General features: G+C 64.8%; 14 protein-coding genes, 1 tRNA gene and 1 riboswitch. Of the genes, 7 read left to right on the forward strand and 8 right to left on the reverse strand.

The features are described 5' to 3' along the window. Positions 1–2: 2 nt before the first annotated feature. From nrdI to GR158_RS08960, 5 genes are all read left to right on the forward strand, one after another. A complete protein-coding gene (gene nrdI / locus GR158_RS08940) occupies positions 3–401 on the forward strand; it encodes a class Ib ribonucleoside-diphosphate reductase assembly flavoprotein NrdI (RefSeq protein ID WP_134651670.1) in 399 nt (132 codons plus the stop codon). Next, the gene (gene nrdE / locus GR158_RS08945) at positions 398–2,545 is read left to right on the forward strand and encodes a class 1b ribonucleoside-diphosphate reductase subunit alpha (RefSeq protein ID WP_230640339.1); all 2,148 of its coding nucleotides are present in this window, start codon (positions 398–400) and stop codon (positions 2,543–2,545) included. Before nrdI ends, nrdE begins: the two co-directional genes overlap by 4 nt. 14 nt (positions 2,546–2,559) lie before the next feature. After that, positions 2,560–3,549, forward strand: a complete 990-nt coding sequence (nrdF, locus tag GR158_RS08950; RefSeq protein WP_134651666.1) for a class 1b ribonucleoside-diphosphate reductase subunit beta — start codon at positions 2,560–2,562, stop codon at positions 3,547–3,549. Between the two features lie 82 nt (positions 3,550–3,631). Next, a riboswitch (cobalamin riboswitch) is annotated at positions 3,632–3,834 on the forward strand. Between the two features lie 180 nt (positions 3,835–4,014). Beyond that, positions 4,015–5,205, forward strand: coding sequence for a formaldehyde dehydrogenase, glutathione-independent (gene fdhA, locus GR158_RS08955; RefSeq protein ID WP_160870805.1), 1,191 nt, complete (start codon positions 4,015–4,017; stop codon positions 5,203–5,205). 86 nt (positions 5,206–5,291) lie between these two features. Then, a complete protein-coding gene (locus tag GR158_RS08960; protein ID WP_160870806.1) occupies positions 5,292–6,374 on the forward strand; it encodes a hypothetical protein in 1,083 nt (360 codons plus the stop codon). A gap of 4 nt (positions 6,375–6,378) precedes the next feature. Here the strand turns inward: GR158_RS08960 and GR158_RS08965 are convergent, their stop codons facing one another. Then, positions 6,379–7,005, reverse strand: coding sequence for a histidine phosphatase family protein (locus GR158_RS08965; protein WP_246665608.1), 627 nt, complete (start codon positions 7,003–7,005; stop codon positions 6,379–6,381). Positions 7,006–7,183: 178 nt separating this feature from the next. Here GR158_RS08965 and GR158_RS08970 point away from each other — a divergent pair, with 178 nt between their 5' ends. Then, on the forward strand, positions 7,184–7,888 hold the full coding sequence (locus tag GR158_RS08970; protein ID WP_134651658.1) for an SDR family oxidoreductase: 705 nt from the start codon (positions 7,184–7,186) through the stop codon (positions 7,886–7,888). A gap of 31 nt (positions 7,889–7,919) precedes the next feature. On the opposite strand, the gene GR158_RS08975 is transcribed toward GR158_RS08970, so the two are convergent. From GR158_RS08975 to GR158_RS08990, 4 genes are all read right to left on the reverse strand, one after another. Next, complete coding sequence (locus GR158_RS08975; protein WP_160870808.1) at positions 7,920–8,663, reverse strand: class I SAM-dependent methyltransferase; 744 nt, start codon at positions 8,661–8,663, stop codon at positions 7,920–7,922. Between the two features lie 71 nt (positions 8,664–8,734). Next, a complete protein-coding gene (locus GR158_RS08980) occupies positions 8,735–9,070 on the reverse strand; it encodes a hypothetical protein (RefSeq protein ID WP_160870809.1) in 336 nt (111 codons plus the stop codon). A 296-nt stretch (positions 9,071–9,366) separates the two neighbouring features. Then, complete coding sequence (locus tag GR158_RS08985) at positions 9,367–9,525, reverse strand: hypothetical protein (protein ID WP_160870810.1); 159 nt, start codon at positions 9,523–9,525, stop codon at positions 9,367–9,369. Positions 9,526–9,656: 131 nt separating this feature from the next. Continuing rightward, positions 9,657–9,733: transfer RNA gene (locus GR158_RS08990), tRNA-Pro, on the reverse strand. Positions 9,734–9,889: 156 nt separating this feature from the next. Here GR158_RS08990 and GR158_RS25090 point away from each other — a divergent pair. After that, positions 9,890–10,081, forward strand: coding sequence for a hypothetical protein (locus GR158_RS25090; protein WP_202402210.1), 192 nt, complete (start codon positions 9,890–9,892; stop codon positions 10,079–10,081). Positions 10,082–10,239: 158 nt separating this feature from the next. Here GR158_RS25090 and cysN read toward each other — a convergent pair whose 3' ends face one another. From cysN to GR158_RS09005, 3 genes are read right to left on the reverse strand one after another with little or no spacing between them, the layout of a single operon-like run. Then, positions 10,240–11,727 (reverse strand): sulfate adenylyltransferase subunit CysN, encoded by a 1,488-nt coding sequence (gene cysN, locus GR158_RS08995; RefSeq protein ID WP_134651761.1) that lies wholly within the window; start codon positions 11,725–11,727, stop codon positions 10,240–10,242. Position 11,728: 1 nt separating this feature from the next. Continuing rightward, positions 11,729–12,682, reverse strand: a complete 954-nt coding sequence (gene cysD / locus GR158_RS09000) for a sulfate adenylyltransferase subunit CysD (protein ID WP_160870811.1) — start codon at positions 12,680–12,682, stop codon at positions 11,729–11,731. Between the two features lie 47 nt (positions 12,683–12,729). Beyond that, a complete protein-coding gene (locus tag GR158_RS09005) occupies positions 12,730–13,482 on the reverse strand; it encodes a phosphoadenylyl-sulfate reductase (protein ID WP_134651757.1) in 753 nt (250 codons plus the stop codon). Between the last annotated feature and the right edge of the window lie 175 nt (positions 13,483–13,657).

The raw sequence follows: 13,657 nt of genomic DNA on the forward strand, positions 1-13,657 counted from the left end.
CGATGGGCGGGCTCGTCTATTTTTCAAGCCGGTCGGAGAACACCCGCCGCTTCGTCGAGAAACTCGGCGTCGCGGCCGTCCGCCTGCCGGTCGATGCGACGGACGAGCCGCCGAGGGCGCAGGCGCCCTTCGTGCTGGTCTCGCCGACCTATGGCGGCGGCGGGGAAAAGGGAGCGGTGCCGAAGCCGGTGATCCGCTTTCTGAACGATCCGCACAATCGAAGCCTGATCCGCGGTGTCATCGCGGCCGGGAACACCAATTTCGGCACCGGATACGCGCGTGCAGGCAACATCGTCTCCGCGAAATGCGCCGTGCCGTACCTCTATCGTTTCGAACTGCTCGGAACGGATGAGGATGTCGACAACGTCAGACAAGGGCTGGAACGATTTTGGACACGATGACGATAGACAAGCCGGCAAAGGTGCCGGAAATCACCGCGCAGGACTATCACGCGCTCAACGCCATGCTGAACCTCTACGACGAGGAGGGCAAGATCCAGCTCGACAAGGACCGGCAGGCGGCCAAGCAATATTTCCTCCAGCACGTCAACCAGAACACGGTGTTCTTCCATAATCTTCGGGAAAAGCTCGATTATCTGGTGACAGAGGGCTATTACGAGCAGGAGGTGCTGGACCAGTATTCCTTCAATTACGTGCGCGACCTCTTCGACCACGCCTATGACAAGAAGTTCCGCTTCCCGACCTTCCTCGGTGCGTTCAAATATTACACGTCCTACACGCTGAAGACCTTCGACGGGAAACGCTACCTCGAGCGCTACGAGGACCGCGTCTGCATGGTGGCGCTTGCACTGGCGCGCGGCAACGAGGCGCTTGCCCGCGACCTCGTCGACGAGATCATTTCCGGCCGCTTCCAGCCGGCGACGCCGACCTTCCTCAATGCCGGCAAGAAGCAGCGCGGCGAACTCGTCTCGTGCTTCCTGCTGCGCATCGAGGACAACATGGAAAGCATCGGCCGCGCGATCAATTCGGCGCTCCAGCTTTCCAAGCGCGGCGGCGGGGTGGCGCTGTCGCTCACCAACCTTCGCGAAATGGGCGCGCCGATCAAGCAGATCGAGAACCAGTCCTCCGGCGTCATCCCGGTCATGAAGCTGCTGGAGGATAGTTTCTCCTACGCCAACCAGCTCGGTGCGCGGCAGGGCGCCGGCGCCGTCTATCTCAACGCCCACCACCCCGACATCATGCGCTTCCTCGATACCAAGCGCGAGAATGCGGATGAGAAGATCCGCATCAAGACGCTGTCGCTCGGTGTCGTCATCCCCGACATCACCTTCGAACTGGCGAAGAACAACGAGGATATGTATCTCTTCTCGCCGCATGACGTGGAACGCGTCTACGGCGTCGCCTTCTCCGAGATTTCGGTCACCGAAAAATACCGCGAGATGGTCGAGGACAGCCGCATCAAGAAGAAGAAGATCAAGGCGCGCGATTTCTTCCAGATCATCGCCGAGATCCAGTTCGAGAGCGGCTATCCCTACATCATGTTCGAGGACACGGTGAACCGGGCGAACCCGATCGCCGGCCGCATCTCCATGAGCAATCTCTGCTCGGAAATCCTGCAGGTGAGCGAGCCGAGCGCGTTCAACGCCGATCTCTCCTATGCGAAGATGGGCAAGGACATTTCCTGCAATCTCGGCTCGCTCAACATCGCGGCCGCGATGGATTCGCCGGATTTCGGCCGGACCATCGAGACCTCGATCCGGGCGCTCACGGCCGTCTCCGAGATGAGCCACATCTCGTCCGTTCCCTCCGTGGAAAAGGGCAACGACGACAGCCACGCCATCGGGCTCGGCCAGATGAACCTGCACGGCTATCTCGCCCGCGAGCGCATCTTCTACGGCTCGGAGGAAGGCGTCGATTTCACCAATATCTACTTCTACACGGTGACCTACCACGCCCTCCGCGCCTCCAACCGGCTGGCCGTCGAGAAGGGCATGAGCTTCAAGGGTTTCGAGAACTCGAAATATGCCTCGGGCGAATATTTCGACAAATATACCGGGCAGGAATGGCTGCCGGCGACGGAGAAGGTGCGCGGCATCTTCGAAGAGGCCGGCATCCATATCCCCACGCAGCAGGACTGGCTGGAGCTGAAGGCGGCCGTCATGGACGGCGGGCTCTACAACCAGAACCTCCAGGCGGTGCCGCCGACCGGCTCGATCTCCTATATCAACCACTCGACCTCCTCGATCCATCCGATCGTCTCGAAGATCGAGATCCGCAAGGAAGGCAAGATCGGCCGCGTCTACTACCCCGCCGCCTTCATGACCAACGACAACCTGGACTATTACCAGGACGCCTACGAGATCGGCCCGGAAAAGATCATCGACACCTATGCGGCGGCCACCCAGCATGTCGACCAGGGCCTGTCGCTGACGCTGTTCTTCCGCGACACGGCAACGACGCGCGATATCAACCGGGCGCAGATCTACGCCTGGAAGAAGGGCATCAAGACCATCTATTACATCCGCCTTCGCCAGATGGCGCTGTCCGGCACGGAAGTGCAGGGCTGTGTCTCGTGCGCGCTGTGATTTCGGGGAAGACCATGAATATCCAAGTGAAGACCAAGGCCCCGAAGGCCGCCGCCGCGGTGCGCGCCATCAACTGGAACCGCATCGAGGACGACAAGGACCTGGAGGTCTGGAACCGCCTGACGGGCAATTTCTGGCTGCCGGAAAAGGTGCCGCTGTCCAACGACATTCCCTCCTGGGCGACGCTGAAGCCGGAGGAGCAGAAGCTCACCATCCGCGTCTTCACCGGGCTCACCCTGCTCGACACGATCCAGAACGGCGTCGGCTCCGTCCGGCTGATGGAGGATGCGGCCACGCCGCATGAAGAGGCGGTTCTGTCCAACATCTCCTTCATGGAGGCCGTGCACGCGCGCTCCTATTCCTCTATCTTCTCGACGCTCTGCCTGACGCCCGATGTGGACGACGCCTATCGCTGGTCGGAGGAAAACGAGTTCCTGCAACGGAAATCGGCGCTCATCATGGAGCAGTACGCGTCCGCCGATCCCTTGAAGAAGAAGGTCGCTTCCGTCTTCCTCGAAAGCTTCCTGTTCTATTCCGGCTTCTATCTGCCGATGTACTGGTCGAGCCGGGCGAAGCTCACCAACACCGCCGACATGATCCGCCTCATCATCCGCGACGAGGCCGTGCACGGCTATTACATCGGCTACAAGTTCCAGCGCGCCACCGAGCGCCTGAGCGCTGAGAAGCAGCAGGAAATCAAGGACTTTGCCTTCGATCTGCTGCTGGAGCTCTACGACAACGAGGCCCGCTATACCGAGGAGCTCTATGACGGCGTCGGCCTCAGCGAGGACGTCAAGAAGTTCCTGCACTACAATGCCAACAAGGCGCTGATGAACCTCGGCTACGAGGCGCTGTTCCCGCCCGAGGCCTGCAAGGTCAATCCGGCGATCCTCTCGGCGCTGTCGCCGAACGCCGACGAGAACCACGACTTCTTCTCCGGCTCCGGCTCGTCCTATGTCATCGGCAAGGCGGTCGCGACCGAGGATGACGACTGGGATTTCTGAGCCCCGGGATGTCCTTCGGCGGCGTGTCGCTCGGGGCGCCGTCGATGTCGTATTCCCGAGGGTCCTTTGGCCTGCCAGATGATTTGCTGGGTGCGTACAGGGTGCCGTCCCGGCCATGCCGGGATGGATAATTGGGAAGCCGGTCGAATACCGGCGCTGCCCCCGCAACGGTAGCGGAACGAAAGCTCCGGCAGAGACCACTGGCTATCAGGCCGGGAAGGTGCCGGCAGCGTCCGAAAGGACAGTTCCGAAGCCCGGAAACCAGCCCTGGAACGATGACTCGGCCGATTGCGGTGGGCGATCGAGAGGTGAACGGCGTCCTCTCGATAGGCCCGTTTCCTTCTCCTCTCCATCCTTCGTCGAGCGACGTTCCGCGCTCCGCCGCTTGGCGTGCGCGGTCGTTCCGAGAGGATCCGGCGCGCGCCAGGCGGGCCGGACGAGGCAAAACCCAGGAGGAGACAGAACATGAGCAGGAACAGAGGCGTCGTCTATATGCGACCCGGCAAGGTCGAGGTCCGCGACATCGACGACCCGAAGCTGGAGGCCCCCGATGGCCGCCGTATCGAACACGGCGTGATCCTCAAGGTCATCTCGACGAATATCTGCGGCTCCGACCAGCACATGGTGCGCGGCCGCACGACGGCCATGCCCGGCCTCGTCCTCGGCCACGAAATCACCGGCGAGGTCATCGAGAAGGGCATCGACGTCGAGATGCTCCAAATCGGCGACATCGTCTCGGTGCCGTTCAACGTGGCCTGCGGGCGCTGCCGTTGCTGCAAGTCGCAGGACACCGGCGTGTGCCTCACCGTCAATCCCGCGCGTGCCGGCGGCGCATACGGTTATGTCGACATGGGCGGCTGGATCGGCGGCCAGGCCCGCTACGTCACCATCCCCTATGCCGATTTCAACCTGTTGAAGTTCCCGGACCGCGACAAGGCCATGTCGAAGATCCGCGACCTCACCATGCTCTCCGATATCTTGCCGACGGGCTTCCACGGGGCGGTCAAGGCGGGTGTCGGCGTCGGCTCGACGGTCTATGTGGCCGGTGCCGGCCCGGTCGGGCTTGCGGCGGCCGCGTCCGCGCGCATTCTCGGCGCGGCGGTCGTGATGATCGGCGACTTCAACAAGGACCGTCTGGCCCATGCCGCCCGGGTGGGTTTCGAGCCGATCGACCTCTCCAAGAGCGATCGCCTCGGTGACATGATCGCCGAGGTCGTGGGCACGAACGAGGTGGACAGCGCCATCGACGCCGTCGGCTTCGAGGCGCGCGGCCATGCGGGCGGCGAGCAGCCGGCCATCGTGCTGAACCAGATGATGGAGATCACCCGCGCCGCCGGCTCGATCGGCATTCCCGGGCTCTATGTCACGGAAGATCCGGGCGCCGTCGACAGCGCGGCCAAGCAGGGCAGCCTGTCGCTGCGCTTCGGCCTCGGCTGGGCGAAGGCGCAGTCCTTCCACACCGGCCAGACGCCTGTTCTCAAGTACAACCGGCAACTCATGCAGGCCATCCTGCACGATCGCCTGCCCATCGCCGATATCGTCAACGCGAAGATCATCGCACTCGACGATGCAGTCCAGGGCTACGAGAGCTTCGACCAGGGCGCGGCGACCAAGTTCGTGCTCGACCCGCATGGCGACCTGCTGAAGGCCGCCTGACAAACCGGCCGCGCCGGCTGTAGAAGGCCGGCGCGGTCCACGCCGCCGATGCAACGCCGCGGCGTTCAATCGAGACGGAGGAAACCATGGCGGATATCAGGGATGTCCTGATCGATCATCTCATCGACCGGCGGGCCGGGTGGAGCATGGGGTCTTACGGCGCCGTCGCGGAATTTCACCAGGACCCGGGCGAATATCTGCAGGCCGATGCGCCGACGCTCTTCGTGCGCGCCACGCCGCGTGGCGCCATCCGGCTCGATGCCGATACGGTCGGGCAGATCGTGCCCGTCGCCTATGAGGCGCTGAGCTGCCGCCCGCAGCGCTGGAGCCACGGCGTGGCGCTCTGCCTGCCGCAGCGCGACGCGGCGATGAACGGCCGCAAGGCGCTGACCGAACTCGGCCCCGACACGGAGGCCGTGCGCGTGACGGACCGGGCCGCCATCCTCTTCGATCTCGGCCTTGCCCTGCCGCAATGCGATTTCTGCATCCGCACCGACGATCCGGCCCTTCTCGCCATCCTGCGCGCCGAGATCGGCCGCAGCCTGTTCGATCCGCACAATCCGGCGACGGCGGCCATCCAGAAGGCACACCCGCATCGTGTCGCGCTGACCCGCCTCGGCCGCATCGAGGTCTTCCAGAAGATCGGCGGCCCGGATACGGGCGGTGTCTCGCCGCCGGGACCGCACACCCATCTCCTGCCGCACCTCATCCGCTCGCGGCGCACCCATTCGGCCAACACGCCGATCCCGAAATACCATGCGCCGCTCGGCTATCTGCATCCCGCCAATCCTGTCATGGACAGCCTGGGCCGCGATCTCGATTTCGACATCGACGACCATGCGCGCTTCCAGGATCTCTTTTCGCAGTTCGCGCGCCCGGACCTGCCCATCCTGCGCAAGGCGGTGCTGGATGGGCTGGCGCGGCGCGTGGAACCGGAATCCTTCCTGTCCCACACGGATCGGTTCAGCCGCGCGACGGTGCGCATCACGCTGCGCCAGCAGGACAGGATGGCGCGGCGCTTCGGTGGCGGCTCCTATCTGGCGCTGGTCTCGCAATGGCGCGCCGTCCTCGACAAAGGCGCGGAGGGTATCGCGGCGGACGAGGACGCGCTGGGCCACGAGGCGACGGGCGCCATCGTGCCGTTCCTGCCGCTCGCCGCAGCGGGCTGAGGCGTCACGCGCCGCCGTCGGGACCAGCCGGGGGCGACGCCGTGCCGAAACCGCGCAGCGCCCAGCGGCGCCCGTCGCTCGACAGGTCGAGAAAGCCGAGCGGCTCGACATCGATGCGCCAGACCGCCGTAAGCGGCGCGCCCACCACATGCGCGAAAACCAGCTTGAGCAGCATGGCGTGCGTCACGGCAAGGATGCGCCCGCCCGTGCCGTGCACTTCATCGAGCCAGCCTGTGGCACGGCCCGCCGCCGCCTCGAAGCTTTCCCCGCCATGCGGGGCCGCGGCCGGATCGGCCATCCAGTGCCGCAGCGCCTCTGGAAAGCGTCCCGCGATCTCGTCCACCGTCTGTCCGCTCCACGCACCATAGTCGACATCGCGCAGTGTGGGGCAGGGGGTTGGTGCGGCGGAGAAGGCCGCCGCCGTTTCGGCCGCACAGGCCTCCGGCGCGCAGAACACGCGGTCGAAGGGCCGCAAGCTTTCCGCAAGCGCCGCCGCGCGGGCCGGTTCCTTCGGCAGGAGGCTGCCCTCGGCGGAGAACCGCGCCTGCCGGTTGGCAGCGGTGGCGCCGCGGCACAGCAGGGTGACGCGGGTCGCCCGGCGCGGGCGCGCTGCGGGCGCGTCTTCTGGCATAGTCACGATCTGTCATGCTCCTGACGGGGGCGCTCGGTTTTTCGATTGATAGTCGCATCGGCGCCGGTGGCCAAGCGGCTTTGAAAATCGCATTTGCCGTGTCCGGCGACGGAAGGTGCTTCGCGCGCGGGGGCGGAAGGTGCTATCAACGGTTCTCATTCGAAGACGGGAGACAGGCATGAGCGAGAACAAGGTAGCGGTGATCACCGCCGGCGGCAGCGGCATGGGCGCGGCCTCGGCGCGGCGGCTGGCGGCAGATGGTTTCAAGGTGGCCATCCTGTCGTCGTCCGGCAAGGGCGAGGCGCTGGCCGCCGAGCTGGGCGGCATCGGCGTCACCGGGTCCAACCAGTCCAACGACGACCTCAAGCGGCTCGTCGACCTCGCCGTCTCGACCTTCGGCCGCATCGATGTGCTGGTCAACAGCGCCGGCCACGGCCCGCGCGCCGAGATCACCGCCATCACGGACGAGGATTGGCACAAGGGCATGGACGTCTATCTGCTGAACGTCGTCAGGCCCGTGCGGCTGGTCGCGCCGATCATGAAGGCGCAGAAGTCCGGGTCGATCGTCAACATCTCCACGGCGTGGGCCTTCGAGCCGTCGTCGATGTTCCCGACCTCGGCCGTCTTCCGCGCCGGGCTTGCCGCCTATACGAAGATCTTCGCCGACACCTATGCGGCCGACAACATCCGCATCAACAATGTGCTGCCGGGCTGGATCGACAGCCTGCCGGGCACCGAGGAGCGGCGCGACAGCGTGCCGATGAAGCGCTACGGCACCAGCGAGGAGATCGCCGCGACCGTCGCCTTCCTCGCCTCGGAGGGTGCGGGCTACATCACGGGCCAGAACATCCGCGTCGATGGCGGCCTGATGCGTTCCGTCTGAGGAAACGTCTGGGGGAACGCCTTGGGGGGCGTCAGGCGAGCGTGCCGAGCGGGATGAGCTCGCGCGCGCCGGGCGTCCAGGCCTTGCCCTGCCAGTCGCCGTACCAGCGCTCGACCCGCAGGCCGGCGTCGGCAATCAGCGCCTCCAGCTCTTCCTTGGTGGGAAAGGCGATGCGCGAGGCGGCCGACAGGCGCTGGCCGGTCTGCTCTATCTCGTAATGCGTCTCATAGGTCACGATGCCGGTGCCGGCGTCGAAGGCCGCATCGTTCCAGGCCTGCACGGCGCCGAACCGGGGATGCTCGAGGCGGCGTCGCGATTCCTCCGGCCCCCATTCCTCCCATTCGCGGCAGGCCGGCTCGCGGCTGTCGAAGATGAAGCGGCCGCCGGGCGCCAGATGCGCGGCGATGGTGGCGAGCGCGGCACGCCGGTCCTCGCGCGTGAGGAACACCTGGAAGGCGTGCCCTGTCAGCATGACGAGCGCAAAGCGCCGGCCAAGCCGCAGCGTGCGCGCATCTCCCTCGATGAAGTCGACATGCGCCGCACCCGGCTTGGCGCGCGCGATCTCCAGCATGGCGGGCGCCGGATCGACGCCGACGACCATCCTGTCGCCGGACAGCGCGACGGCAAGTTCCCCCGTGCCGCAGCCAAGGTCGAGCACGCTGTCGGCATCGGCGGCGAGCGCCTGGCAGAAGGTGAAGTCCTCGGACCGGTCCCAGCCGTTTTCGAGATCGTAGAAATCGGCAAGGGCGGGGTCGTGGTAGAGGCGGTCTTCCATGTGTTCCTCCATGAAAAAAAGGCCATGCGTCGCCGCATGGCCCTTGTCAGATCTGCGGGGTCAGCCGCCCGTCACGCCTTCGCGGCGTCGAGCACGGTCTCGCAATGGCTCGGGCCGCCCTTCGGGTCGACGCGGTCGCCGATCGCGCGGATATTGGTGATACGGTAGGCGTCGTTCACGGTCAGCTCGACGGAGCAGGAACGGCCCTTGGAGAAGCCGCCGCGCCACTTGTAGAGCGTCGTGCCGCCCGTGCTGGTGTCGGAAATCGGCGGGCCGTAGGCGGCGAAGAAGCTGCCGGCGGTCTTGCCGTTCCAGCGCGCCTGCAGCGGGTTCGTCGGAACGCTCACGGTGGTGCATGCGGTAAGGGCAAGCGCCAGGCCTGCCAGGATTGCGATGCGGGAGTTCATATGTGCCATTTCCTTGGACTTCGTTCAGCCGTACCCGGTGACTCGGGACGGGCCCCTGATTTCGCCATAGCGCAGTGCTCGCAAAAGGGGAATCATCTCCACGCCAAGTTTGTGGTCATCCCCGGACATGAGGCGGGAAACGTGCGGATTTGCAACAGTGGGCTGCAACCGCCAATCTGGCGCCAAGCGGCGTCATGGCCCGAACCGACGTCTCAGAAATCGATGAAGTCCCGGGCAATCACTTTCACCATGGGGCCAGTCCATTTACGGTGAGGGAATTGAGTGCGGTGTGACCGTTACCGCCGGGCAAAAAGATGGCTCACGACCACCAGCCCGATGACCGCCAGCAGCGCCAGGCTCGACGGGAAGAGACCGATCACGAAGGCGAGCAGGGCAAATCCGATGCCGGCAGCCGAAACGCAAAGCAGCGCGGTCGCTATCGTCTGACGCGTCATCCAAGCTCCCGATTCAAGCGTTTTTGACACGATAACAACACGCGCAAACGCCGGCAACTGCCGCAGCCATCGTCGAAATTCTGAAAGGGTTCGGGAAACATTCAACCGCGCGATCTTCCAGCGGTTTCAGCTGGTCGGAGTGGAGTGATTCGAACACTCGACCCCCACGTCCCGAACGTGGTGCGCTACCAGACTGCGCTACACTCCGTGACCAGCGGCGCCTCTATAGAACAGGCTCAGCCGTTCGACAAGCGGAAAAGTTCAAAAAAATCCGCGATCTTGGGGAAAGCCCGGGGAGGCCGCGGGATTTTTCTCGCACGGGCTCAAATCGCAGACCGGGGACGGCGTGGGCCGGTGTCGCGTGATGGAAATGCGGGCCGCGCGGCCGGCCGTTACACCCGCCGATACCCACCCTTGGTGGAACAAAATCGCGGTGCGCGCATTCCTCGTCCAACGCAATAAAGGAAAGGAAACAACCATGGCTCGCGCTTTTATTCTCTGGTTGATGGGCGTTCCGCTCTTCGCAGTCCTGCTGATCTGGTACTTCTTCTTCTGAGGATTTTCAGATCGGCGGCCGCACAGGCGCCGGAGCCCGGATCATGACAGGCACCCTCGCACCAGGCTTGCTGGCGAAGGGTGCCTTTCTTTTGCGTAGCCAAAACGAAAAGCGGCGCCCGAGGGGCGCCGCTTCTGCGTCTATCGATGGACGGCGACCTATTCGTCCAGATCGCCCAGGATTTCCGCGGCGCGGCCGGCGGTGGTGTGGCGAATGTCCACATCCTGACGGCGGCTTGCGAAGAGTTCGCTCGCCATGATCTTTTCCGCGAGATCGGCGGGCAGCGAGAGCAGCACGCGCTGGTCGTCCTTGTGGATGCCGCCCAGCTCCGAGCGCCGCCCCGTGATCATGCCGCCGGCCACCGTGTTGTTGGTGTCGGGGTCGATCAGGATGAAGGCGCCGGTCGTGCGGTTCTGCTCGTAGGTATCGAAGATCGCCTGCTCGTCGAAGGCGAGATGCACCTTGCCGATGGCGTTCATGCCGAGCCGCTCGGCGGTGCTCCATTTCGACGTCTTCAGGTCGAGCTGGCTCACGGGCTCGATGAGCACGCGCTGGCGGCGCGAGCCGCTTTTCAGCCAGTAGCGCTTGCCCGGCTCGATGCCCTCGGGCTGCAGCGCCACGATCTGCGCGTCGAAGCCGCGGCCGGTCATCGGCTGGCTGTCGATGGCCACGATCATGTCGCCGCGCGACACGTCGACCTGCCGGTCGAGCACGAGCGTGATGGCATCGCCCGCGACGGCCGCATTGCGCACGAGGTCGAAGGTCACGATCTTGGTGACGTTCGCCACCATGCCGGACGGCAGGACGACGACCGAATCGCCCGGCTTCACCGAGCCGCCGGCGACCGTGCCCTGATAGCCGCGGAAGCTTTCGCCCGGGCGCGACACGCGCTGCACCGGCAGGCGGAAGCCGACCGTCTGGTTGGAGCGGGTCGTGGCCTTTTCCAGCGTCTCGACGAGCGTCGGGCCGTCATACCAGGGCATGCTGGCGCGGCCGTCATAAACGACGTTTTCGCCTTTCAGCGCCGACATCGGAATGGCGGTGATCTGCGTCACGCCGAGCGTCAGCGCGAACTCCTTGAAATCATGCACGATCTCCAGGAAGCGGGCGCGCTCGTAATTCGTCAGGTCGATCTTGTTGACGGCGAGCACGAACTGCCGGATGCCCATCAGCGACGCGATGGTGGCATGGCGGCGCGTCTGCTCGAGAATGCCGGCGCGGGCATCGACCAAGAGCACGGCGAGGTCCGCCGTGGAGGCGCCGGTGGCCATGTTGCGGGTATACTGCTCGTGGCCGGGCGTATCGGCGACGATGAACGAGCGGCGGTCCGTCGAGAAGTAGCGATAGGCCACGTCGATGGTGATGCCCTGCTCGCGTTCGGCCTGGAGGCCGTCCAGCAGCAGCGCGAAATCGGGCAGGCCGAGATCGTTCTGCTTGCCGCTGTCGCGGTGCAGCGTCGCGGCCTGGTCTTCCTTGACGGCCTTGGTATCCCAGAGCAGGCGGCCGATCAGCGTCGACTTGCCGTCGTCGACCGAGCCGCAGGTGATGAGGCGAAGCGGGCGGGAATCGCGGATCGCGCGGGCCTGTTCAGCGGCCGGCGCTTCGATCGGAAGCACTTCGGCGGTTGCAGTGGCGGAAACGGTCATCTCAGAAATACCCTTCGCGTTTCTTCTTTTCCATGGAGCCGGACTGGTCGCGGTCGATCGCGCGGCCCTGGCGTTCGGAGACGGTGGCCGTCTCCAGCTCGGCGATGATGTCGTCGAGCGTGGTGGCGTTGGAGCGGATGGCGCCGGTCAGCGGGAAGCAGCCGAGCGTGCGGAAGCGGATGACGCCCTCCTGGCGCACTTCGCCGGGCAGCAGCTCCAGGCGCGGATCCTCGGCCATGATCATCATGCCGTCGCGCTCCACGAAGGGGCGCTTCTTCGCGAAGTAGAGCGGCACGATCGGGATATCCTCGGCCTGGATGTAGCGCCAGATATCGACTTCGGTCCAGTTGGAGAGCGGGAAGGCGCGCACGCTCTCGCCCTGGCGGATCATGCCGTTATAGATGTTCCACAGTTCCGGGCGCTGGTTGCGCGGGTCCCAGCGATGGTCGGGCGTCCGGAACGAGTAGATGCGCTCCTTGGCGCGCGAGGCTTCCTCGTCGCGGCGCGCGCCGCCGAACGCCGCGTCGTATTTGCCGGCATCGAGCGCCTGGCGCAGCGACTCGGTCTTCATGATGTCGGTATAGAGCGCCGAACCATGCGTTAAGGGCGTGACGTTTTCGGCTGCGCCGCGCGGATTGATGTGCTCGATCAGGTCGAGATCGTATTCCTTCACGATGTTGTCGCGGAAGGCGATCATCTCGGCGAACTTCCAGCCCGTGTTGACGTGCAGGAGCGGGAAGGGCACGCGGCCGGGATAAAAGGCCTTGCGCGCCAGATGCAGCAGGACGGAACTGTCCTTGCCGATGGAATAGAGCATGACGGGGCGCTCGAATTCGGCAGCGACCTCGCGGAAGATGTGGATCGCCTCGTTTTCCAGCGCCTTGAGGTGCGGATCGAGCGGCGGCTTGGGCGTTGCGTTCTGCTTCGCTTCCGCCTCGTTACGGATGTCGGACATGGAAATTCTAAACTCCGGATGGGGCGCCTTGGGAGGGCGGGTGTCTGTCAGGCGGCGCTCGGGGCCGGGATGGTGGAAGCGGCGGCCTCATGGACGTGCAGGCCGCATTCGCGCTTCTCGTCGTTTTCCCACCACCAGCGGCCGGCGCGCTCTGGCTCGCCGGGCTTGATGGCGCGCGTACAGGGCTCGCAGCCGATCGAGGGATAGCCGCGATTGTGCATCGGGTTCACCGGCACGGCATTGTCGGCGACATAGGCCTTGATGCGGTCGATGTCCCAATCCGCCAGCGGATTGATCTTGATCAGGTTGCGATCGGCATCGAATTCGGCGAAGGGCGTATCCGCGCGATTGCCGGACTGGCCGCGGCGCAGGCCGGTGATCCAGAAGGATGCCCCTTCAAGTGCACGCGCAAGCGGCTTCAGCTTGCGCACGCCGCAACAGGCGTGGCGGGCTTCCACGCTCTCGTAGAAGCCGTTGAGACCGTACTTCGCCGCATAGGCGTCGATATCGTCCTGCGCGGGAACGTAGCGGGCGATGGTGATGCCGTACTGGCCTTCGGTCTCGTCGATGAGATCGACGGTTTCCTTGAAGAGGCGTCCGGTCTCCAGCGTCACGACATCGATGTCCAGCCGCTCGGTGCCGATGGCCGCCGTGATGACCTGGTCCTCGATGCCGAGGCTGGTGGTGAACACGGCGCGGCCGCCAAGCTCGGCCACGAATGCGAGGCGCCCGGCAAGGTCGAGGCCTGCGAGTTTGTCATTGAGGGCCTGCGCGGTCCCGTTTCCGGTGAGAGCAGTCATTGCGTTCCATGCCTTTGCGAGAATTTGCCGGATTATCGCAGGAGCAGGGACACCGAGACAGCAAAACGGGTTTCTCAAATGTCGGCGCAGGAGCAAATATCTCTCCATTCGCCAAGAAGAGAAGAAATACTGCCGCACGGCCTCGAAAGGCGCTTTATTTCTTTATATTCTACAT

It is taken from the genome of Shinella sp. AETb1-6 (assembly GCF_009826875.1).
Lineage (GTDB): Bacteria > Pseudomonadota > Alphaproteobacteria > Rhizobiales > Rhizobiaceae > Shinella > Shinella sumterensis.